The sequence below is a fragment of the Enterobacter sp. MGH85 genome (genome assembly GCF_001037655.1).
Taxonomy (GTDB): domain Bacteria; phylum Pseudomonadota; class Gammaproteobacteria; order Enterobacterales; family Enterobacteriaceae; genus Enterobacter; species Enterobacter intestinihominis.
The window spans coordinates 1,123,173-1,146,342 of sequence record NZ_KQ089925.1 but is presented as its reverse complement, the minus strand read 5'-3'; the positions used below and the strand labels follow the sequence as shown (position 1 = coordinate 1,146,342).

The following is a 23,170-nucleotide window of genomic DNA, read 5'->3' as shown; positions in this document are numbered from 1 at the left end:
CTCAACGAAAAGGAAAATGCGCGTGACGCCGGAAAATAACCCGCAACGACCGACTCAACATTTAGATTATGAACCCATCAAAAAGATGGATAACGAGCCTGAAGCGCCGAAGGAGCCTGGAACGACCAGCAAAGCGCTGGGCACCGTGACCGGCATAGCCGAAAAAATTCAGCAGATACCCGCGATTGCTCACCTGATCCGCGCCGCTGAGCGCTTTAACGACCGCATGGGAAATCAGTTTGGCGCGGCGATCACCTACTTCTCTTTCCTGTCGATGATCCCCATCCTGATGGTGTCGTTTGCTGCCGCCGGTTTTGTTCTGGCGTCTCACCCGACGCTGTTGCAGGACATCTTCAATAAGATCCTGACCAACGTCAGCGACCAGACGCTCGCCACGACGCTCAAAAGCACCATCAATACCGCCGTGCAGCAGCGTACCACCGTGGGTATCGTCGGGTTGCTGATTGCGCTCTATTCCGGGGTTAACTGGATGGGCAACCTGCGTGAGGCCATTCGCGCCCAGTCGCGTGACGTCTGGGAGCGTACGCCGCAGGATCAGGAGAAGATATGGGTGAAGTATTTGCGCGACTTTATCTCGCTGATTGGTCTGCTGGTGGCGCTGGTCATCACGCTCTCTATCACCTCGGTCGCCGGTTCTGCGCAGCAGATGATTATCTCCGCGCTGTATCTGGACTACATTGAATGGCTGAAACCGGCCTGGCGCGGTATAGGGCTTGCTATCTCCATCTTTGCTAACTACCTGCTGTTCTTCTGGATCTTCTGGCGTTTGCCCCGCCATCGGCCGCGCAAGAAGGCGCTGATCCGTGGGACGTTGATTGCCGCTATTGGCTTTGAGGTGATCAAAATTGTGATGACCTATACGCTGCCATCGCTGGTGAAGTCCCCCTCCGGCGCGGCCTTTGGTTCGGTGCTGGGGCTGATGGCCTTCTTCTATTTCTTCGCACGCCTGACGCTGTTCTGTGCCGCGTGGATCGCCACCGCAGAGTATAAAGACGACCCGCGCATGCCGGGAAAAACCCACCACTGATGTCCTGTCGGGCTGATATTTCAGCCCGATTCATCATTTCAGCATATAAATCCAGACCGTAACTTTTATTTAACTCAAAACCAGTTTTAATGACTGATATTTAAAATGTGTGAAGCATTTCATGGAAGTGTTTTCGCTGGCCTGAATATTATCCGCTTTTTGTTGCTTTTATGACCATGTCACGCCTTTGTTACAGATTGAAATGTCGCTTTTGCTGTGCCTAATATGGCCCTTCGTTCGTCCAAAAATAAGAAAATATTATGCAAGCAACAGCCACCACACTTAACGAAGGGGCGGAACACGTTCCGGTCAACTCCCGCAATAAAGTCGTCGTCGCATCGCTGATTGGCACCGCCATTGAGTTCTTCGACTTTTATATTTACGCCACCGCTGCGGTCATTGTCTTTCCGCATATTTTCTTCCCGCAGGGCGACCCGACGGCAGCCACGCTACAGTCTTTAGCTACCTTTGCTATCGCCTTCGTTGCGCGTCCTATAGGTTCAGCGGTCTTTGGCCACTTTGGCGATCGCGTCGGTCGTAAAGTGACGCTGGTTGCCTCACTGCTGACGATGGGGATCTCCACCGTCGCCATCGGCCTGCTGCCGACCTATGAGACTATCGGCATTCTGGCGCCTGTGCTGCTGGCGCTGGCGCGCTTTGGTCAGGGCCTGGGGCTGGGCGGGGAATGGGGCGGCGCGGCGCTGCTGGCGACCGAGAACGCCCCGGCGCGTAAGCGTGCCCTGTATGGCTCTTTCCCACAGCTGGGTGCGCCGATTGGCTTCTTCTTCGCGAACGGCACCTTCCTGCTCCTCTCCTGGCTGCTGACCGATGAACAGTTCATGAGCTGGGGCTGGCGTATTCCGTTCGTCTTCTCTGCCGTGCTGGTGCTGATTGGCCTGTACGTGCGCGTGTCGCTGCACGAGACGCCGGTCTTCGCTAAAGTCGCCGCGGCGAAAAAGCAGGTTAAAGTTCCGCTGGGGACGCTACTGACCAAACACCTCCGCGTGACCGTGCTGGGTACGTTCATCATGCTGGCGACCTACACGCTGTTCTATATCATGACCGTGTACTCCATGACCTACAGCACCGCCGCCGTACCGGTCGGACTGGGCCTGCCGCGTAACGAAGTGCTGTGGATGCTGATGATGGCGGTTATTGGATTTGGCGTGATGGTGCCCATCGCGGGCCTGCTGGCGGATAAATTTGGCCGTCGTTCAAGCATGATCGTCATCACCTCGCTGATCATCCTGTTCGCACTGTTTGTCTTCCCGCCGCTGCTGGGTTCAGGTAGCCCTGCGCTGGTGATGGCGTATCTGCTGATTGGTCTGAGCCTGATGGGGCTGACCTTTGGCCCAATGGGCGCGCTGCTGCCGGAGCTGTTCCCGACTGAAGTGCGTTATACCGGCGCGTCGTTCTCCTATAACGTTTCGTCTATTCTGGGCGCCTCGGTGGCCCCGTATATCGCCACGTGGCTTCAGGCGAACTATGGTCTGTTCTATGTGGGTGTCTATCTGGCGGCAATGGCAGCGTTGACGCTGATTGCGCTGCTGCTGACGCACGAAACTAAGCATCAGACTCTGTAAGCGAATGCCGGGTGGCGGCTACGCCTTACCCGGCCTACGATTCACATGTAGGCCGGGTAAGCGCAGCGTCACCCGGCAAGAACAGGCCACACCTTACTTCTTCATCTGCGACAAAATCGTCCGACACTGATTCGCTTCGCCTTCTGACGGCGAAATCAACGCCAGTAGCGCCGCCGCAGGGGTGACCAGCGTGGCGAGGGCGGCGGCAACCGCACCGCGCGCAATCAGCGGCCCGGCCTTCACGCCCGCCTGCGGATCTTTGAAGGTCCCGCGAACGTAGAGCGGCGAGCGCAGGGTGATGATGCGAATGCCTTTACTTTCCGGATCGATGGTTAAATCCAGCTGCTCGGACGCCATGCTGGCGGTACCGGTGATGTTGATAACCGCGTTTTCCGTGTCGAATGCGAAAATCTGCGGACGCGCCACACCGTTGACCAGGTCCACGTTTGCCGCCGCGCAGTTCACGCGCACTTCATCGTCTCCGAAGATTTGTCCGACGATGAAGTTACCGACGTTCAGCCCCAGGATCTCCATCAGGTTACGGCTCACCAGCCCGTCGTTCATTAGCAGCTTCAGGTTGCCGTTTCCGCTGCCTAACAGCGCGGCCACAGAGTTACCCGTGCCGCGAATGTCCGCATCGCCGTTCATCTCACCGAGGGTTTTCTGCATCAACTCCACGTCCGGCATCAGCTCTTTCAGCTTCAGACGACGCGCCTGGATCTCCGCCCTTCCCTGCATCGGCTTTTTATCCCCCTCCAGGTGGATATTCGAGGAAATGGTTCCCCCGGCCATGCCAAACTTCAGCGGTTGCAGGCGCAGATCGGCGTTTTTCAGGATGATATGGGTCGAGAGGTTGCTCAACGGCAGCGTGCTGCCATGCTCAATTTTACGTCCTTTGAAGCGCACGTCCGCATCCATTACGTCCCACTTGTCGGTTTCGAAGCGGTCATAGGGCAGCACTTTACCCGCAGGCTGAGCGTCCTTTTTGACCTCTTTTGACTTCGTGCCTTTACCCGAATCTACGCCAATCAGCGGACCAAGATCGGCCAGACGCAGCTGGCGGGATTCAACGTCCCCCTCCAGTTTCGGGCGCGGTTTTCCGGTGGTGTAGGTCAGCGTGCCGTGTATATCGCTATCGCCGATGCGGCCGTTGAACCCCCGGTAGTCAAAGACGGACGATTTTTCAGCGTCGATTTTTGCGACCAGCCGCCCGTCCGTTTCAAACGGCGGGGTATCCGGCAGCAGCACGCCGGTGAGATCGTACAGTTCACCCAGCGAATCCCCGGCAAACTTAAGCTGGAGGTCTACGCCGCCCATGTTCATCGGGTCGTTAACCGTGCCCACGAACGCCACGCGGGTATTGCCCGAGCGGAAGTCCGCCTGCACCGGGAATGGCGTACCCTCGCTCCTGAGCGCCAGCATGCCGCCGATTTTGCCTTTACCGGTCAGCGGCTGGCCGTTGTAGCGCCCTTTCGCTGTCAGGCCGAAGACGTAATCGCCAGCTTTGCTGTCATCGCCTTTGGCTTTGCTGCCCGTCACTTCGCTAAACGGCAGCGGCTTGCCCAGCGGATCGACGAGGATCTCCACGTCAGCCTTACTTACTTTATCGTCAATGGCGATCCGCCCCCGATCGAACAGAATATTGTCGAGGCGGAAAGACCACGAAGAGGGCTGCGCATTCGGATCTTTATCGCCGCTGCTGGCGAGATCGAACGTCCAGTTGTTGGTTTTCTCCGACAGGCGAATCAGCCGCGCGTCGGGCTGCTGAAGTTTGATCCACGGCAGATACACCGTTTTGGTTAACAGGGCTAACGGCGCCAGCGTGGCTTCCACGCGCGGCAGGTGGATCATGGTCACTTCGGGGATGTCCGGCGGGTTGCCAAGAATGATGTCGTCAGCGTGAACGTGCGGCCAGGGCACCCAGCTTCGCCAGCCGGTTTCCTCTTTCTGACGCTCCCACACGACCCCCAAATCGCCACGTATTGCGAAGGGGCGGTTTAGCTCGGTCGAGACTTTCTGGTTGATGGTCGGTTTGAGGCGGTTCCAGTCAAACGTGGCGATAATGATGATTAAGACCACGATCAGCAACAAGAAAATCCCTGCTGTCCAGGAAATCACCCTGGTTGTTTTTGTCATTGTTGTCCCCTTTCCTGATGAACTTGCCTTTAAAACTATAGTTCAGACAAAGGGAAGCGGGCAGATCAGAGGGTGGTTATCACCTTTTCCAGGGTATCCATGGGGACAGGACGAGAGAGGAAATAACCCTGTGCCGCCGCTGCCGGAGAATTTTGCACGTCGCGCCACTCTTCCAGCGTCTCTACGCCTTCCACAATGACGCCCTGGCAATAGCGGTTCATCAGTTGCAGGAGCATCGTAAACAGGTTCCGTCCTTCCGGTGTCTGGCGCAGCATGATAAACAGATCGCGGGCCACTTTGATGTAGTCATAACGCACTTCGCTCAGGGCGGAGAAGTTGGCCATACCGGTACCGAAATCATCCAGCCACAGCGGGCCAAACTCACACATCGAGGCAAATGAGGAGTCCTGCGGCAGCTGAACATGTTCCACCAGCTCGAAGCGCATCCACGGCAGGGTGGCAATCAGCGCCTGCAGCGTCGCATTCTGACGTAACGCCATCAGGGTTGGGCCATCCACGTTCACCGAAGCCAGAATACCGTGCTGCTCGAAGAACGCCTGCTTCGTCGCCAGCATTCTCAACTGCTCTTCCAGCACGTCGATGCGCTGACGCACGGCAACCTCCGCAAAATAGCGGTCCGGCGCGATACGCTGCGAAGGGTTCGATGGATGAGTGACGACCGTTAACACCTCAATTGCCATTAACCGACCGTCAGTACGGTAGATAGGCTGATAGGTATACGCTCGCTCACATTGCAGCCAGTAGCGATGCTCCTGCAAGTTCTCAATACTTGCCTCAGGCGTAGTGCTCAGCCGCTGGATAACCTGCTCTGACTTCATTTCGGATGTCCTGTTGTATGGGATAGCCTTTCTGGACTCGTCACTGAGTTATCGGCCCGCCAGGTGAGAACTTTATGTTCAATTCAGCGGGAAAATGAAATTAAGATGACAGAAATATGCCGGAACACGCGCTGGCTCAAAAAAAATAATGGAACGTCGTTTTAATATGGTTGACCGTAAAAAACACACAGCGCACACTACCCTTAATTACTCTGTTCAGGTTCACGACTATGTCTAAGAAAATTGCCGTGATTGGCGAATGCATGATTGAGCTGTCCCAGAAAGGCGCGGAAGTCAGCCGCGGTTTTGGCGGCGATACATTGAACACCTCCGTTTACATTGCCCGTCAGGTCGCCCCCGACGCGCTGAGCGTGAGCTACGTTACCGCGCTGGGAACGGACAGCTTCAGCCAGCAGATGCTGGAGGCCTGGCAGGGTGAAAACGTTGAAACTTCGCTGATCCAGCGAATGGAAAACCGTCTGCCGGGTTTGTACTACATCGAAACCGACAGTACCGGCGAGCGCACCTTCTATTACTGGCGTAATGAAGCGGCTGCCAAATTCTGGCTGGAAAGCGATGCCGCCGCTGCGATTTGCGAAGAGCTGGCCACCTTCGATTACCTCTACCTGAGCGGGATCAGCCTGGCGATCCTGAGCCAGCAGAGCCGTGAAAAGCTGCTGTCACTGCTGCGCGAATGCCGTGCCAACGGCGGTAAGGTGATTTTCGATAACAACTACCGTCCGCGCCTCTGGGCCAGCCGCGAAGAGACGCAGCAGGTGTATCAGCAGATGCTGGAATGCACCGATATCGCCTTCCTGACGCTGGACGATGAAGATGCCCTGTGGGGTGAAAAGCCGGTTGATGAGGTCATCGCCCGGACGCAGGCCGCTGGGGTCAGCGAAGTGGTGATTAAGCGCGGGGCGGAGTCTTGCCTGGTGGCGGTGGCGGGTGAAGCCGTGACAGAGGTGCCGGCGGTGAAGCTGGCGAAAGAGAAAGTGATTGATACCACTGCGGCGGGCGATTCTTTCAGCGCGGGGTATCTGGCGGTACGTTTGACGGGAGGTACGCCAGAAGCGGCAGCGCAGCGCGGACACTTGACGGCCAGCACGGTGATTCAGTATCGCGGAGCGATTATTCCGCGCGAGGCGATGCCTGCTTAAGGAATGGGCGGGCTGATGCCCTCACCCTAACCCTCTCCCACAGGGCTGAGGGTTCCCCACAAATTAATGCGAGCACTGAGCAATCCCCTCGCCCCTCCGGGGAGAGGGTTAGGGTGAGGGGAACATACGGCGGTGGTGGTCATTCCGTTCACTTTATGTTCCTTGCTACTCTGTAACGACATGACCGGTGAACGTGCCAGGGTGGCTCAGTCGCCACCACCCTGGCGACCCGGGCTCCCGGCGGTAAATCGCCGCTTCGCGGTGCCCTCGGCTTATCGGGTACGGGCGGAGGCAACGTCCCTGTAAAGCCGCCCTCTCGGCGCATCCCTGCGCCTCGCCCCGGCCGGAAGGCAAACGCCTCAGCGATTTACAGCCGGACCAGGGCATCGCTGACAGCCCTCAGTCATTTAGAAAGCAACTTTATTGCTTCTGCATAAAATCCCTCAGCCCACAGGGAGAGGGAACGCAGGGCCTTACTGGCCCTGCGGAATATCGCTCGCATCCTGGTGCAAATCATCGGCCGCCGCCTGTACTGGCTGCGACGGCGTCGCCATGATGGCGTTCCAGGTGGCCTTTAACTCTTTCATGTCATATTCCGGCTCACCTTTCGGCTGCAACAGAATCAACGCCATATCCTGAGACAGCTGCTGCCGCAGATCCTGATTCAGCATCTCCACGGTCAGACCGTTCAGGAAATCCTGACGCAATTTCTGATACTGCTCCGGCGCGATATCCACGACCTGATTCTGTAAGGAACGAATGCGCTGGCTGATTAAGATATCGGTATCGGCGCGGGCATAGGTGGCAAACAGTTTCTGCAATTCGAGGGATTTCTGCGCCACCAGGGCGTTAAATTCCTCTTCAGACAGGCCCTCTTTACGCACTTTAGCCAGCTCTTTCGCCACCACGCCGAGATTGGCATTCAGCTTATCACCCGGCGATTCGACGTTAATGGCGCACTGGGCGCGCTGGAACAGCACGCGGCAGTCAAAGCCCAGACCAATGTCTTTCACGTTGTTCTTGCTGAGCGTCTGCTGAACATGCCAGAACAGCGCTTCACGCGCCAGGTCCGCACGCCAGTATCGCAACAGCGCCGAGGACTCGCGGATCGGCTGCCAGGCGGTATCCCACATCATCGAAAGACGATCCTGACGCACGGTATCCGTCATGATACTGACCGTCTCAGGACGCAGCGGGGACAATGTAGGAACAGGGGCGGGCGTTTCACGCTTCCCTTTTAGATCGCCAAAGGCTTTGTTGATCTGCTCTATCACCGCACGGCTGTCCACGTTGCCCACTACAATGAGGGTCATGGCATCCGGGGTGTACCACTGCTGGTAGAAAGATTTCACCTGCTCTGGATCCACCGGCTGTTTCAGCGGTTCTGCCGGGTCGTGGCCAAGCAGCGTGGACCCTTTCAGGCGGTAGCGCCACCAGCCTTCTTTGGTATCCGTCGGCCAGGTCGCCACCATGTCGCTGTTGCTCAACGCATAGTTTACGGTCTCAGGCGTAATCGCCAGTTTGCCGGTGGCATCGGAAAGATAGGTCAGCGCTTCTTTAAGCAGATCGTTACGGTTGTTGGGCAGGCTCAGATTAAACATGGTGTAGTCATAGGAGACCACAGCCGGGGGCAGCGGGCGTTTAGGATCGATGGCCTGTTGCCATAAAGAACGCACCTGAACCGCCTGCAAACTGCCGCTCTGGGTGAGCGCCAGTCGAGGAATAAAATGGCTTAAGCCGGTCTGCTGGGTGCTTTCAGTGAGGGAGCCGGTATTCACAGCCAGACGAATTTCAATGCGATCGCTCGGACGTTGCGGAGTGGATAACACCTGCCACTGGAATCCGTTCGCCAGTGTTCCCTGTTGCCAGGCCGGGTCTGGCTGGAGCGCATCTGCCTGCACATAACTGGCTGCTGCCATCATCAGCAAACCGCCGGTTAAGAGTCGAATTTTTGTGCCCTGCATGTGAACCCCTGATCAACATTCCTGGTTAAAGAGAGTGTCTCGCGACGTGAGCACTCAAAGATGACGATGAAAACCTTCCGATTAGACAGCGTGTTCGGCTAAACGTCACGGGCGGAAGCGAAATATACCCAAAAAAATTTTGTCGAAATATGACAGGTATGAGCGGTTATTATGCGCAGGTGCCCGCATCCCCACAAGGGAATACGGGCATTTATGAGGGATTAAGAGGATAAACCGGGGGTTTTGTCCTCAGATGTGCGATTATTCAGCGTATCGTTAAGTTTCTTGTGATCCAGCTCTTTTACCCACTTCGCCACCACAACCGTCGCCACACCATTACCAATCAGGTTGGTTAACGCGCGGGCTTCAGACATAAAGCGGTCGATACCGAGGATCAGGGCCAAACCCGCCACCGGCAGATGGCCAACCGCTGAGATAGTGGCCGCCAGCACGATAAATCCGCTACCCGTTACGCCCGCCGCCCCTTTCGAGGAGAGCAGGAGGACGACCAGCAGCGTAATCTGATGGAAGATATCCATGTGGCTGTTGGTGGCCTGAGCAATAAAGACCGCCGCCATCGTCAGGTAAATCGAGGTGCCGTCCAGGTTAAAGGAGTAGCCCGTAGGAATAACCAGCCCCACCACTGACTTACGGCAGCCCAGCTTTTCCATTTTATCGAGCATACGCGGCAGCGCGGACTCAGAAGAGGATGTGCCGAGGACAATCAGCAGCTCTTCACGAATGTAACGGATAAATTTGAAGATGCTGAAGCCGGTCGCACGAGCGATGGAGCCGAGCACCACCACCACAAACAGAATACAGGTGATATAGAAGCAGATAATCAGCTGGCCAAGCTGTACCAGCGTGCCGACGCCGTATTTCCCGATGGTGAAGGCCATCGCGCCAAAGGCACCAATCGGGGCCAGACGCATAATCATGTTGATGATGCCGAAGATAACCTGCGAGAAGCTTTCAATGACGTTAAAAATCAGCTGACCTTTGCTGCCAAGACGGTGCAGGGCAAAGCCAAACAGTACGGCAAACAGCAGTACCTGGAGGATATTTCCGCTGGCGAACGCGCCAATCACGCTGCTCGGGATCACGTCCAGCAGGAAGGCAACAATCCCCTGATCTTTCGCCTGTTCAGCGTAAACCGCCACCGCTTTCGCATCCAGCGTGGCCGGGTCAACGTTCATGCCCGCGCCAGGTTGTACCACGTTGACAATAATCAGGCCGATAATCAGCGCGATGGTACTGACAATCTCGAAGTACAGCAGGGCAACCGCCCCCGTACGCCCGACCGCCTTCATGCTTTCCATGCCAGCGATACCGGTCACCACGGTACAGAAGATGACCGGCGCGATGATCATTTTGATGAGCTTAACGAACGCGTCGCCAAGCGGTTTCATTTGCGCGCCCAGCTCCGGGTAGTAGTGACCGAGCAAAATACCGATGGCGATGGCTGTCAGGACCTGGAAGTAAAGACTTTTGAAGAGTGAGGTTTTCATAGGGTGTCCCTGGAAGAATAACTACAGGCTTTGTAAGGTTATGGTTAACCTGCGGCTTTAAAATAACACCCACATAACAGGACAGAAATAAACGGGGTTCAAATTTGAAACACAAATGTTAAGAACTTTGAGCTGGCTCGCACAAGCCAGCAACAAAATTACACTTTTGCGTTATTGCCAGCGTCGGCAAGATAGCGTCGCTCAAAGGTATCCGTCGGCACGGCGCGGCCAAACAGGAAGCCCTGACCGCTCTCCACGCCCGCCGCAGCCAGCCACTCGCGCTGGGCTTCGGCCTCAATACCTTCGGCAGTCACGTGCAGGTTCAGGCTGTGCGCCATCTGGATAATGGCCTGCACCAGGCTGCAATCCTCCGGCAGCCCTTTCACAAAGGTTTTGTCGATTTTCAGGACGTCCACCGGCAGGGTTTTCATGTGCTGGAGCTGACGCAGGCCGGAATACCCCATACCAAAATCGTCAAGCGCAATGCGGATCCCGGCATTACGCAGCGGTTTCAGAATGGCGACAGCGTCGTCAGGATTGTCAATACAACGGCTCTCGGTGACTTCCAGGATCAACGTGTGGGGCTGGATGCGGTAGCGATGGATCAACTCGAGCATATCCGGCACCATAGTCGGGTGCATCAGCTGTAGCGCAGAAAGATTCACCGACAGCGGCAGCGTGATGCCCCGTTGTTGCCAGGCCGCAAGCTGGCGGCACGACTCTTCCAGCACCCAGTATCCGACGGTGACCATCAGGCCGCAGGACTCGATACGTTCGATCATCCCCTCAGGCAGCTCCCACGTGCCGTCCGGCTGCTGCATGCGCAGCAACGCTTCGGCGCTGGTCACTTCACCCGTGCGCAAATCCACCTGCGGCTGTAGCCAGAGCGCAAACTGGCGATTGTCCATCGCCGTCAGAATGTCGCTCTCTTCCGTCAGGCGCTGCTGGGCTTTTTCCATTTGCTCCGGATCAAAGAACTGGATCTGGTTTTTGCCTTTTCGGCGCGCGGTAAACGCTGCTGAGAAAGCCCGACGGTATAACTGCTCGGCGGTCAGACCACCGTAGTACATTGCGATACCAATGCTGGCACTTGGGCGAAGCTGGATACCCTGAATGGGTAGCCGCTCATTTATGACAGTGAGTACTTGCTGACCTAACGTAATAGCGTGCCACGGCTCTTTTACACCGTGCGCAATCACCACCAGGTCATAGCCGCTGACCTGGGTAAGTACCATGCGCGGCGCCAGCACAGATTTGATTTTTTCCACCAGCGTCAGTAATAGCATCTCGCGCTGGCTCTCTTTCAGCACGCCCGTCGTGTCCTGCAAGGTCTCGCAGGCAATCACCATCAGCGCGGTGGTCTGCTGGCGAGCGACGGTCTGCTCCAGCAGGGCCATTAAAAACGCTTTGTTTGGCAGGTCGGAAACCGGGAAACGGGTGGCGTTATTACTGACCTCTTCCTGCTGACGCAGGACACGCTGCTGGTTGATATTGTAACTGCGGACCAGCATGCCGATTTCATCGTCGTGATGCAGACGCGGCAAGGGAAGCTGATGCCCCATATGCTCCTGCGGAGAGAGGTCATTCAGCTCCCGGGCTATGCGGCGCAACGGATGCACAATTAACCGGTTGATGCACCACGTCAGCGCCACGCTCAACATTAAGGTCAAAAGTAAGTAAGTAGTCACTAACGTAGCAACCCAACTCATGACGAATTTATACATGCGGTACGAGTCCGCCTGTAGTACCAGATAGGCCAGCGGCTGCGGGTTAGCCGGTCTTTCCAGGGAATAGAGAGGCAGGGAAATCTGCACCGGCAGTTCAAACAGGCGCATCACCATCATCGGGACGGGACGCTCCGGGATAAAGCTCATCCGCAGCGCCTGGAACTGGTTCGGCAGCACGACGTCGGCGCGGCTCACGATACCGGCGGGCTGAATGCGCTTCAGGATAGATTCCGCCTCGGGGATATCCCCTTTCAGGATCGAGGCCGACAGGGGTTCCCGCACCGAGCGGGCAATACTTTCCAGTTGCGAAGCCGTGTTATAGCGATTCTGCTGTACGGAATGAAACAGCAAAATGACGCAGAAGATGAAGACAAACAGCATTGTGACGGCAGACACCATCGCCATCTGTTTGATCGTTAAGGAACGGCTGACACGCAAAATGACTCTCCACAAAACTCGAAGCGCAGGGCGCACCAGGGCGTAAACCTGGTGCGCCCGAGTATACCCGATAGCTGCACTTTTAAGAGAGACTTACAATTAGATTAAGCAAAAATCCGATCACCAGTCTGCATAAGGCACCAGCGGTTCCGGCGGTAAGTCCATATCACCCTGCCAGCCTGCGGCAGAATACCGAACATAGAGCAACGCATGGCTCGGGGTATAGTCTTTCGCTTCCTGAATATCGACGCCCAGACCGACAAACCAGTTGGACGTCACACGGCGTTCAACAATCGCCCTTGCGGTATAACCCGTCCCTGACGAGCTACTTCCAGTTCCCATCACACCTTTATCGGTATAACGGCCTGGCTCATTGTCCGGGATCAGCCCCTGCAACGGATAACGCATCACATCCTTTGTTTTTGAATGGGACCATGAGACGGAACCGCCCAGCTCCCATGACCAGTTCTCTGTGCGTTTACGCCAGTTCACCGGTAAGGCGAACGACACATACTCCTGGGGACTGTAGTAACCGCCCTGGCCCAGCGAATAGCCACTTAAATCCTTATCGTAATGCCAGAGCATGTTGGACACACCGACCGTCAGACGCTCGTTGTTCTGATTGATAAGCTTGTAGTAATAGCCGGTCATCCAGCGGACCCGCCAGTTATCTTCGACATTCTTCCCGGTGAGGCTGTCGGCACTCAGGCTTGACCAGATCCCGTTAGCTTCGCCTTTGTCGTAGCTCATGCTCACGCCGCCACCGGTAGCACGCACGCCGCCCCAGGTGGTGTCGGTATTAGGATCTTTTTGCCCGGCGAAGGCCTGCACAGAGCTGGAAATCGGACGACGATGGGCGTTCAGGGTGTAGCCAATCGGCCCCAAGTCGTTGCTGTAGCTCAGGCTGCCCACCACATCGACCACGTCGAAGCCCATCGGCGTTGTACCGATGTCCCACGCCCAGGTGTTGTTCTGCCAGCCGACGGCCACGCTGGCGCCGTTGGCCGACTGGTTCGTGCTGCCGTGACATGGCGTTTCGGCGCAGGTACCCCATGTCGGATCGTAGGTTCCGTTATTGGTGTCAAAGGAACCGGCGTTCATATTGACCAGATCGCTACGGAAGAACATGCGGCCATCCGATAGCGGCGCATCCACCTGGAGCATAGTGGTGTGCGCTTTCAGGTCGGAATAGCCCCCCGTGCCGCTGGATCCCCAGTAGTCGTGTTGCAGCGTGACGTTCAGATCCTGCTGACGATAAAGATCGCCTGCATCGCTGCGCACGCCGCGCTTCAGCCAGTCATCTTTCTCATCGTTACGCGTAAGACGCGTAAAGCTGTCGTTATCGGTCGGACGGGTCGTCGTGATGCCCGATGAGACCATCGCATCTTTCCAGGTTTCCAGCGCCTGCTGAGGCTGGCCGTTTTGCGCCTGGAAACGGGCGGCATCACGCATCACCAGCGCGCTTTCCATAGAAGGCGGCTGCGATTTTGCCTGAGGAACAATGGCGTTGAAGGTCTTTTCTGCCGCGGCAGGATCACCCAGACCGGCCTGCGCCATGGCGATCCGGCGCTGCATATTGAGGGAGAGCGGTTCGCCGTTTTGTGCCGCGGGCAGTTTCGCCAGCTCAGCGCGAGCGGCGTCCCTGTTGCCCTGAGCAAGATTGACTTCGGTCAGGCCGAGAATTGCGTCTTCGTTCTGCGGTTCCCGTTGCAGGACGGTGTTGTAGGCGGTTTTCGCGGCCTCGTGATCGCCACGCTGTTCAGCCCAGTCCGCCAGCGTTAAGTCAATACGGGTGGACGGGGGCTGCTGGCGAAGCAGCGCTTCCGCTTCCTGCTCTTTTCCACTGTCGCGCAGGCGGTTGGCGGTTTCCAGCACCTGATTACTTTGCAGGCGGTCCGCCAGCGCCTGGATGTTGCCGTTCCACTTGTCGCGCGGCAGCGTGTTCAGATGCGCCAGCGCGGCCCGGTCCCGATCGTTACCGGACAGGTACAGCCCGCTGGCGTAAACCTGATCCGGATCGCCCGGTTTCTGGCTTGCCAGCTGGCGCATCAGGTTATCCGCCTGGCTGCTCTGACCCGCGCTATACAGATCGCGTGATAGCCGGTAGGTGATCCACACGTCGCCCGGGGAAAGCGCAAGGCGTCGGCGCTGAATTTCTGCGGCCTGCGCATAGTTTCCCTGGCTTTCCAGCTGTGCAGCCTGAGCCGAGAGCTGCTCGTTCGTCAGGCTACGTTCAATATCATCAATGCTGCGGCGCTGGCTGGCAGAGAGCGACTGAATAAACTGCGTCGCCTTCTCCGGAGACTGCTCGCGATAAATATTGGCAAGACCGCGTACCGCGTTGCTGTTGCCGCTGTCCATCCGCAATGCCTGGCGATAATAGCGTTCAGCCGCGTCGTTATCTTTCCGCGCCGCCGCCGCGTCACCCAGCCCCAGGACCGCGTAGCTGTCCGTATTGTCAATGTTGCGCGCCTGCTGATAATAGCGTTCCGCCTGGGCTGTCTTGTTGGCTTTCAGGGCGTTATCACCCTGCTGGATCAGCAGCCAGTATCGGTTAACCTTCAGCAGGCTGTCCCATTTGCCCCGGTTGTCGCTCTGCGGATCGAGGGCGATCGCCTTTTCAAACTGCGCAACCGCGCGGGCGCGATCGCCTTTCTGCGAATAGGCCTGCCCCAGCGCGCCTACGGCTTCACTGTCGGCGTGGTTGGCGCTGACTGCTTTCTGCAACTCCGTTACCGCTTTACTGCCCTGCCCGGCATCCACTGCGGCTAACCCTTCGGCTTTGGCGCGAAACGCCGGATCGGCGAGCTGTTTTTGCTGCGCTTCAAGCTGGGCGCGCGCCGCCGTCACGTTATCGCCATCGCTGAACACGCTCAGGTATTGTTGCAGCGCGGTAACGCTGGCGCTGCTGGCCGGCTGATCTTTGATCTGCTGGTACCACATGTCCGACGCCTGACTGCGGCCATTGTTCGATTTGGCCATCTCCTGTAAAACCGCAAACCCTTCATCACGCCGTCCACTCTGGAACAGAAGCTGCGCCAGCGAAGCCTGTAGCGGGGCGTTGCCCGGACTGCTGGCGTTGATTTTCTTCAGCTGATTAATGGCCAGATTGCGGCGGGCAGGCTCTTTCGCCACCACGTTCCAGTACTCCGTCGCGATGTCGCCGCTGGGCGGATTACCGTCAAACAGTTTGTCATACGCGGCAATAGCTTCCTGCGTGTGCCCGGTGGTGGCGAGCAGGCGAGCCTGCTGGAGGGCCTGGCGACCATCCGGCGTGGAGAGCAGCATGGTCGTACGGGAGGACTGGTATGCACTGGAATCGGGTGCCATTCCTTTCAGGCGATCCAGCTCTTTTTGCGCGCCCGCCGTATCCCCCTGTCGTAACAGGTAGCGGAAGCGAGCGGCAATCACGTCCGGGTTGTTGGGGTCGATCAGCTCAAGGCGATAGAGCGACTGGCGCACCAAATCCTCACGCTGGGTGGATTCCCCCAGACGAACCTGTTCCAGCAGCTGTCTCTGCTGCGGGGAGTTGGCGGCCTGGGCCAGGGGCATGAGCACCAGGCCAAGCGATAAGGCGAGTAGATTTAGTGTGAACGTGCGCATTCCTGGCCCCAATCCGGTAGTAATTCACCTTGCGCGGTGAAACGAAAACGATGCTGATCCCACCCTTGTCCAAAGAGGGTCAGAACGTAGCTGTAATAAGCATTGTTATCGGGAAAACGATCGGCGACACGCTGGCGTTGCACCGCCTGCGCGTCCCGTTCTTGTAAAAATGGAAGCAGGGAGGCAGAAAACCCTACCGGCCCATCTCCGGTACGTTTCCCGGTCGCTACGTCCACTTTTTCCGGCGGTAAGCCTTGTTTGATTGTGGTGGTCGCCATGGGCTTGAAACGCGCCAGTAGCCGGGCTTTTTGTGGATCGTTATCGTTCATCATCCCTACCCACAGATAGACGCGAATCGCATCGTAACTGCCGATCAGGGTCGTATCCTGCTTCAACTGCCAGCCGCCCTTTTTCTGGTATTTCACCCAGTTCGAGGAAAATCCTTTTGGCGCGGTCTCCAGCAGCAGACGCAGGTTGGTTTCACGGAGCGTTGTCCACGGTGCGCCGAAACGGGTGAAATAGCTCGCAAGCTGCGGCGGCAGGTAGCTGGGGTTGAAGCGCCAGACACTCTCTTCGGCAAAACCGACTTTACCCGGCAGCAGCATAGAACCCAGCCCCGGCACCTTCACCACTTCCTCACTGGCAATGCGCGTCAACAGCGCCTTACCCGTGCGCGTGTAATCGGGATTTTTCCACAGCCGCCCGGCTTCCAGCAGCGACCAGGCTATCCAGATATCGGCATCGGACGCGGAGTTAGGGTCGATAACCGCCCAGGTGTTGTCGTCCTTTTTTCCCCATAGCCACGCCGGGAGATGTTGGGCTAAATCCCCCTCGGCAAGGTTATCGCGCGTCCATGTCAGCAGCAGATCGAACGCCTTGCGATCGTTTGCTGCCAGGGCAAAGAACAGTCCGTAGCTTTGCCCTTCGGAGGTGGTAATTTTGCGCGCCTCACTGGGATCAATGACGCGCCCACTTTCGCTCATATAATCCTGTTTGAACGTCTCCCAGGCAGGCCAGCGACAGGCGGCGTGAAGATTCGCCGCCGCCAGCATCAACGCTGCGACTACACACCCGCGAAAGATTTTCATCACGGCTTACTCATGGTCCGGGTTAAGACGACGACGGCTGATGATTCGCAGCAGACGCCACAGTACCCACGCCAGCAATACAACGCTGAGCGCAGCCAACACGGCCAGCAGCACCGGGTGGTTAGAGAGGGCGTACCACAGGCGTTCGAACCACGGCAGATGACCGACGTAGTAGACATCCCCCACGCGCAGGCTGTTTACCCCCGACTCACGGATCACCGAGACGGAACCGAACATTGCCGCCCGTTTACCGCTGTCGTTCATGGCCGTGTTGAGCAGCTCATAGCCGCGCGGGCTGTCCGCCAGCAGGGCGATCACGCTGCGCTGGTCGTTATACGGAGACTGGAAGCCGACAATCGCAGCCATCGGACCCGTTGAGCTTACGGTCGTCCTGATATTGGCCTGACGATCGCCGCTGTCCGGCATGATGCTCGGGAACTCGGTCTGACGCAGCGGCGTGTTGACCCATGACTGAGCCGCCTGCACCAGCAGATCGACGCGCTTCTCGTCTTTCAGCTTGTCCGGAATGTTGCCGATGACCATGATATCGGCATCTTTGTTCTGGATCTGGCTACCGTCATCCGTCACCGTCACGTTGATAGCCGGTAAGCCGGTTTGCGCCCCGACGGTGCCCATGGTGTCCAGCAGCGTGGCAACCTGGCCTTCGTTGGCCGCTTTTGGCATCACGACAATCGATTCAGAGAGATCAGCCATGCGGCTGAACGGGAAACTGGCGTTAGCAAACGCACGCAGATCCGGCATCGCGATAAAGTGGTAATACTTCGAGAAGTCGATTGTGGAATCATCACCAATCACCACGTGGTTTTGCACCGGCTGGAAGGTAATACAGTTTTCCACCGATCCACCCGGCATCGGGTTCATGTACTGGAAGTTAAACCGCAGCTGGTTCACCGCACCGAGCTTCAGCGCCGGGATCGACACATCGGTTTTACCATCCAGCAGCCCCTGCAATACAGGCAGACGAAGCATCAACCGGTTTGTCTCCTGGCTGCTGGTCAGGCTGAAGGATTGCAGGAACTGGTTGTTGAGGCTGATATCCATGCGCGAGCTGTCTTTGGTTACCGGCGCGGTGTAACGGTAGTTCAGGTTGATATCAATACCGTTGGTGCGCAGCAGATAGAGATCCGGCGGCAGGTTCAGCGACAGGCTGACAGGAGAAGGTTCAAGCCCGGTTGACTGCAATTGCTCTTCATAGGTTTTCAGCTCGCCGAAGGTAATCGCGCGGTCGGTGCGGACCCAGTTCGGCGCATCATAAGGCTTACGTGCCAGCAGCGGTTTCACCTCATCCACCACGACGCTATTACCGCGGAACAGGATATTGCCCTGAGCAATGCCTTTTGCCGCCTGCACCAGATCTTTATCATCACGCCCGAAGATCACCAGCAGCTTCACGTACGGATTGTCCGGATGGCTGATCATCTCGATGGTGGGCGCTTTCACCTCTGGATGGTCCCGCAGGAATGCCGGGCGTTTGGCGTTGGTGGCAAACACAATCGCGTTTTTGTCCGGCATTTTGTCGTACATAACCGGGAAACTCTGGCCACGCCAGCCGGAGCGGGAACCAAACCAGGATGCCACGATAGAGGCCGCCAGCTGTTCGGTCACATCAGGAGAGCCCGCAAACACCATTGGCAGGTTCAGTGGACGGTTATCACGCGGGTCGAAGAACGGCACCGGGAAGGCGGAGAGATCGTTTTTCAACGCCAGCGGCTGATAGGTCATCTGAAGCGAAGAGTTACGACCAACATCCAGCCACAGGGTGCTGCTGGCCGGGTTTTCACAGACATCGCGGTAATGGCCGACAAATTCCAGACGCACGCGGTTAAAGTCGCTGATAAACAGCGGGTTAATCGGCACCTGAGCCAGGGTTTTCTTACCCAGTTGCTCTTTGGTGACGGGCAGGACGTCCATCAGCTCATCATTCAGATAGACCTTAAGCTGGGATTGCACCGGCAGCAGCGACGGCGATGGCGTGTATTCCAGGTTGAGCATCGCTTTCGACACGACTTCATCGCTACGCATACCGAATTCGACACCGCCATTTGGGTTGATGCCGCGCAGAACCATGCTGCCCGGAGGAGGCGCGATCTGGGCGAACGTCAGCTTAACGTCACGCGACGGCGTATTTTCCGCAACCACCGGTGCACTGGCTCCCGGCACGCCAGGCATAACCTGCCCAACCACCGGGTTGTCGGCGGGCAGCGTATTCCCCGTCGTCGGCTGATTCGGGACGACGTTTTCCGTCTGCCCCGGCGCCGCCGTCACTACCGGATCGGTCGCTTGCGCGACGACAGGCACCGTTGGCGCGGGTGTGGTCGCTGCGTTATCAGGCGCCGCGTTAGCCACTGTTGCAGGGAGCGCACTCATCCCCATTGCCACTGCACATAACCAGGAAAGTTTTGTTTTCATCGCGTTATCATCATTGTTGAGCCATAACCGGGTCCGCCTGCTTCGCTTCATCTCGCTCAGGTCGACGCGGAATGAACGACACGACCCAGGAAACCAGTGAAGTAAGTGACCGGAAAATTAATTTCACCGACGACGGGGCAAATTCTGCAAGGTGACGATAGCCACGGAACCCCAGCTTAAGAATATCCAGCAGGCTTTCCAGAGGCTTATCCTCAGGGAAGCTGTCCTGCCAGAGAGCCCACGTATCCGCGCGGGCAAACGTACACTGCACAAAATCAATGTGTTGCTTTTTAGTCAGCGGCATCAGTTGCAGACCCACTTCATTTCCTCTCACACGCACCACCTGCGTCGGGAAGACATACTCCTGCTGGCCGCGCTTAAGCAATAGGTTGACCTTCTGCCCCTCAAGCACCTTCGCCTGACCGTTAATCTTGATACCCAGACCGCCATCCGAAAAGTCATGTACGGTACAGGAGAAGAGATGTCCATCGTCGCGGGCAATGGCCGCTGGCATGCTGATTTCGACGCGATGCGCGCGGCGAACCTGTTTACTCTCCACTGATACCGCCACCGCGCCACCGAGGATAATCAGGTTATAAAACACCCACGCCATACTCACGAAGACCGTCAGAATTTCGTTTTCCGGGCCGTAGAAGTAGCGCCAGACCCCAACAATCACGCCCACAATATTCAGCAGCACCAGGAAGATATAGGGCCGGGAGATCACCCAGTCGACATACTCCTCTTCCACCAGCCCGCCCTTCGCGGTGACGTTGAATTTCCCTTTATGCGGGTTAATCAGCGCCACCATGGTTGGCGGCGCGATATACCAGGCCAGCACCGTTTCGTAGATTTCACTCCAGAACGAATGGCGATATTTCCCCTGAATCTTCGAGTTCGTCAGGCTGGCGTGGATCATGTGCGGCAGAACGAACAGGGCAATCATCAGCGCAGGCGCATAGATGATGTAAGCGTGAAGAAGCAGGAACGCCAGCGGCGCAGTGAGGAAGATAAGCCGTGGAATACCCGACAGGAAGTGGAACATGGCGTTGACGTAGCACAGCCGTTGCGCCAGTTTCAGTCCTTTACCCATCAGCGGGTTATCGAGGCGGAAAATTTGCACCATGCCGCGCGCCCAGCGAATACGCTGGCCGATATGCGCCGACAGGGATTCCGTGGCCAGCCCCGCCGCCTGAGGAATGCGCATGTAGGCGGAGGTATAGCCAAGACGGTGCAGACGCAGCGAAGTGTGCGCATCTTCCGTGACCGTCTCGACGGCGATCCCGCCAATTTCATCCAGCGGTTTACGGCGGATCACCGCACAGGAGCCGCAGAAGAACGTTGCGTCCCACATGTCGTTCCCGTCCTGCACCAGACCATAGAACAGTGTGCCCTCGTTCGGGGTTTTACGAAAACGACCGAGGTTACGTTCAAACGGGTCCGGTGAGAAGAAGTGGTGCGGCGTCTGCATCATCGCCAGCTCTTTCTCCTTCAGGAACCAGCCCATGGTCATTTGCAGGAACGAGCGCGTTGGCACGTGGTCGCAGTCGAAAATAGAGACGAACTCCCCTTTGGCATATTTCAGCGCATTGTTGATGTTACCGGCCTTAGCGTGTTCATGCGTGGTACGGGCGATGTACTCAACCCCTACTTCGTCCGCGAACTGGCGGAACTCGGCGCGGCCACCGTCATCGAGGATCCAGATTTTGATTTTATCCTTCGGCCAGTCGATACCCAGCGCGGCGTAAATGGTGTTTTTCACCACCGACAGGTCTTCGTTGTAGGTCGGCACGAAGAGGTCCACCGTTGGCCACTGGGTCGTGTCTTTTGGCAGCGGCACCGGCTGTCGATTCAGCGGCCAGATAACCTGGAAGTAACCCAGCACCAGCACGATCCAGGCGTAGGTCTCAGCAAACAGCAGCACTAACCCACACACCAGGCTGACCGGATCGTCCCAGTTCAGCGTTGAGGTATATCGCCACCAGATGTAGCGGCAGGAAACGGTCAGCGACAGCACGATCAGCATCAGGGCAGAAAAACGCCCCGGAATGCGCCGCACCAGCAGAGCCACGCCCCACAGCAGGATCAGGAAGGTAAACTGTGCCAGCGGGTTGAAGGGCTGGGTAATACAGACCAGCGCCAGTATGAGTGAGAACACCACCACCACGCCGAGAATAAAACGCCGTAAGCCCGGGTGAAGGTGCCCGAGCTCTTTGTGATTATCTAAATGACCTGTTCTATCGCCAACCCGGTCGGGTAGCCGGTTAAGCCACTGGTGATAGTGTTCACGTAAGTTCTGCACGCGATCGAAGCTGCGCCAGCGGGACGTTTTTTTCTCCGCACCCGTTGAGGTCGCCAGAAGCCAGATGGACTGTATAGCGTAGCGCGCGGGATCGAGCGGACGCGGCTTGTCAGGGTTGATATGCGGATAGAGTTCACCGTGGCGCGCACGAATACGTTGCCAGCGTGGATGTTCGAGGGGGATGAACATCCACGCCAGAATCATCCAGAAGCAGCCCAGCGCAGCGCTCAGCGATGAGGCGCCATGATGACGGTAATGGCGGTAGCGTTCACTTAAGCGCGAACTGACCGGCGGGATGAGCAACCAGTTGGTCAGGCGGCTCATACTGAACTCCCGGCAGGCTCCGGCCGTTTAGCAAAGTGCAGCAGACACCAGTTGGCCAGCGTCAGGATCTCTTCTGCCGCCAGTGAATCACTACGGTACTCCCCAAGCGGTTGTTTGGAAGCGAGGCACTCCGCCATCGCTTCGTCACGATGGATAACCATTGGCAACAGGCGGCGCTGACTCTGGAGCCAGACCTGGTACAGATCGTCCTGGATCTGGCTGCCAATGCGCAGATCGTTAATCAGAATATGGGCATTGGCAGGCATTGCCTGTTGATGCAGACGGATATGACAATTCGCATCTACGTTCGCAATGGAGAGCACATGGTCGCACTGCGCCAGAAGCTGGCGGGTCAGCGACGCGGCGCCGTGCGGCAGGTCCAGCAGGATCCACTGATAGTGTCCGCTCTCTTTCAGACTCTGCAAAGCGGTGGTGAAGCGAGAGAACAGACGCTGAAACGCAGCTTCATTCCCGCGTTCGGTTTCCGTCATCTGACCAAAGGGAAGCAAATCGAGCTGGGAGGTATAGCGCAAACCCGCATCCCGCCAGTCTTTATCGTCCAGAAGCGCGCGCCCCCAGCCGTTTTCATGTGTAAAGTCGACATTGAATGACATGCGCAGCAAATTATCGGAGCAGGCATCAATAACCAGTACTGATTCACCTAAAACCTGTAATGACCACGCCAGCGCCGCGGTTACGGAAGTTGTACCCACTCCACCACGGACGCCCTGTAATCCTAGTACGGCCATCAATGGCTTCCTTATTGTTGTTGGGCAAACTCAGCTAATAACGGCCAACGTTTAATAGCCGCAGCCAACTGTTCCCGCTGGGAAATATCGGTGTAATCTATTTCAGGCAATGAAAAAGCCTTCGTGAGCGCCAGAAAATCGTTTTGGAATGTGTATAACCCAGGCTTGGGTCGACTGGAGTTGCGGGTTCGTTATTTTGCATTCTTATTTCATCCCTTTGAGTAAAATCATAAGATTCAGATGCAGCGAGGCGTCCTGCCCACGAAATTTC

At 57.0% G+C, this 23,170-nt stretch carries 13 protein-coding genes and 1 pseudogene; 3 read left to right on the top strand and 11 right to left on the bottom strand.

What is annotated here, in order from left to right; genetic code table 11:
* Nucleotides 1-22 precede the first annotated feature (22 nt).
* Together yhjD and SK51_RS05275 are read left to right on the top strand one after the other, a co-directional pair.
* Entirely contained in the window at nucleotides 23-1,048 is a 1,026-nt protein-coding gene (gene yhjD, locus SK51_RS05280; RefSeq protein WP_022649719.1) for an inner membrane protein YhjD, read from the top strand.
* A gap of 260 nt (nucleotides 1,049-1,308) precedes the next feature.
* The gene (locus SK51_RS05275) at nucleotides 1,309-2,631 is read left to right on the top strand and encodes an MFS transporter (protein ID WP_022649720.1); all 1,323 of its coding nucleotides are present in this window, start codon (nucleotides 1,309-1,311) and stop codon (nucleotides 2,629-2,631) included.
* Nucleotides 2,632-2,724: 93 nt separating this feature from the next.
* Here the strand turns inward: SK51_RS05275 and SK51_RS05270 are convergent, their stop codons facing one another.
* Together SK51_RS05270 and pdeH are read right to left on the bottom strand one after the other, a co-directional pair.
* Complete coding sequence (locus SK51_RS05270) at nucleotides 2,725-4,767, bottom strand: AsmA family protein (RefSeq protein ID WP_023298835.1); 2,043 nt, start codon at nucleotides 4,765-4,767, stop codon at nucleotides 2,725-2,727.
* 65 nt (nucleotides 4,768-4,832) lie between these two features.
* Nucleotides 4,833-5,606, bottom strand: coding sequence for a cyclic-guanylate-specific phosphodiesterase (pdeH, locus tag SK51_RS05265; RefSeq protein ID WP_015571521.1), 774 nt, complete (start codon nucleotides 5,604-5,606; stop codon nucleotides 4,833-4,835).
* Between the two features lie 230 nt (nucleotides 5,607-5,836).
* Between pdeH and SK51_RS05260 the strand changes: the two genes are divergently transcribed.
* On the top strand, nucleotides 5,837-6,766 hold the full coding sequence (locus tag SK51_RS05260) for a 2-dehydro-3-deoxygluconokinase (protein WP_022649722.1): 930 nt from the start codon (nucleotides 5,837-5,839) through the stop codon (nucleotides 6,764-6,766).
* A gap of 473 nt (nucleotides 6,767-7,239) precedes the next feature.
* On the opposite strand, the gene SK51_RS05255 is transcribed toward SK51_RS05260, so the two are convergent.
* The 9 genes and pseudogenes from SK51_RS05255 to bcsR form a co-directional block, all read right to left on the bottom strand.
* The gene (locus tag SK51_RS05255; RefSeq protein WP_022649723.1) at nucleotides 7,240-8,730 is read right to left on the bottom strand and encodes a M16 family metallopeptidase; all 1,491 of its coding nucleotides are present in this window, start codon (nucleotides 8,728-8,730) and stop codon (nucleotides 7,240-7,242) included.
* 221 nt (nucleotides 8,731-8,951) lie between these two features.
* Nucleotides 8,952-10,238 (bottom strand): C4-dicarboxylate transporter DctC, encoded by a 1,287-nt coding sequence (gene dctA / locus SK51_RS05250; protein ID WP_022649724.1) that lies wholly within the window; start codon nucleotides 10,236-10,238, stop codon nucleotides 8,952-8,954.
* A gap of 158 nt (nucleotides 10,239-10,396) precedes the next feature.
* Nucleotides 10,397-12,403 carry a biofilm formation regulator HmsP gene (hmsP, locus tag SK51_RS05245; RefSeq protein ID WP_023307153.1) on the bottom strand — a complete coding sequence of 669 codons (2,007 nt, stop codon included), beginning with the start codon at nucleotides 12,401-12,403 and terminating at the stop codon, nucleotides 10,397-10,399.
* Between the two features lie 120 nt (nucleotides 12,404-12,523).
* Nucleotides 12,524-16,006, bottom strand: a complete 3,483-nt coding sequence (gene bcsC, locus SK51_RS05240) for a cellulose synthase complex outer membrane protein BcsC (protein ID WP_048206608.1) — start codon at nucleotides 16,004-16,006, stop codon at nucleotides 12,524-12,526.
* On the bottom strand, nucleotides 15,988-17,094 hold the full coding sequence (gene bcsZ / locus SK51_RS05235) for a cellulose synthase complex periplasmic endoglucanase BcsZ (protein WP_023307155.1): 1,107 nt from the start codon (nucleotides 17,092-17,094) through the stop codon (nucleotides 15,988-15,990). Before bcsZ ends, bcsC begins: the two co-directional genes overlap by 19 nt.
* Nucleotides 17,095-17,100: 6 nt before the next feature.
* Nucleotides 17,101-19,524 (bottom strand): cellulose biosynthesis cyclic di-GMP-binding regulatory protein BcsB, encoded by a 2,424-nt coding sequence (gene bcsB, locus SK51_RS05230; protein WP_071788025.1) that lies wholly within the window; start codon nucleotides 19,522-19,524, stop codon nucleotides 17,101-17,103.
* 10 nt (nucleotides 19,525-19,534) lie between these two features.
* Nucleotides 19,535-22,150 carry a UDP-forming cellulose synthase catalytic subunit gene (bcsA, locus tag SK51_RS05225; protein WP_023298842.1) on the bottom strand — a complete coding sequence of 872 codons (2,616 nt, stop codon included), beginning with the start codon at nucleotides 22,148-22,150 and terminating at the stop codon, nucleotides 19,535-19,537.
* On the bottom strand, nucleotides 22,147-22,899 hold the full coding sequence (gene bcsQ, locus SK51_RS05220; RefSeq protein ID WP_023307157.1) for a cellulose biosynthesis protein BcsQ: 753 nt from the start codon (nucleotides 22,897-22,899) through the stop codon (nucleotides 22,147-22,149). The genes bcsA and bcsQ overlap by 4 nt, the downstream gene beginning before the upstream one ends.
* Nucleotides 22,900-22,910: 11 nt before the next feature.
* A pseudogene (gene bcsR / locus SK51_RS05215) lies at nucleotides 22,911-23,101 on the bottom strand (cellulose biosynthesis protein BcsR).
* Between the last annotated feature and the right edge of the window lie 69 nt (nucleotides 23,102-23,170).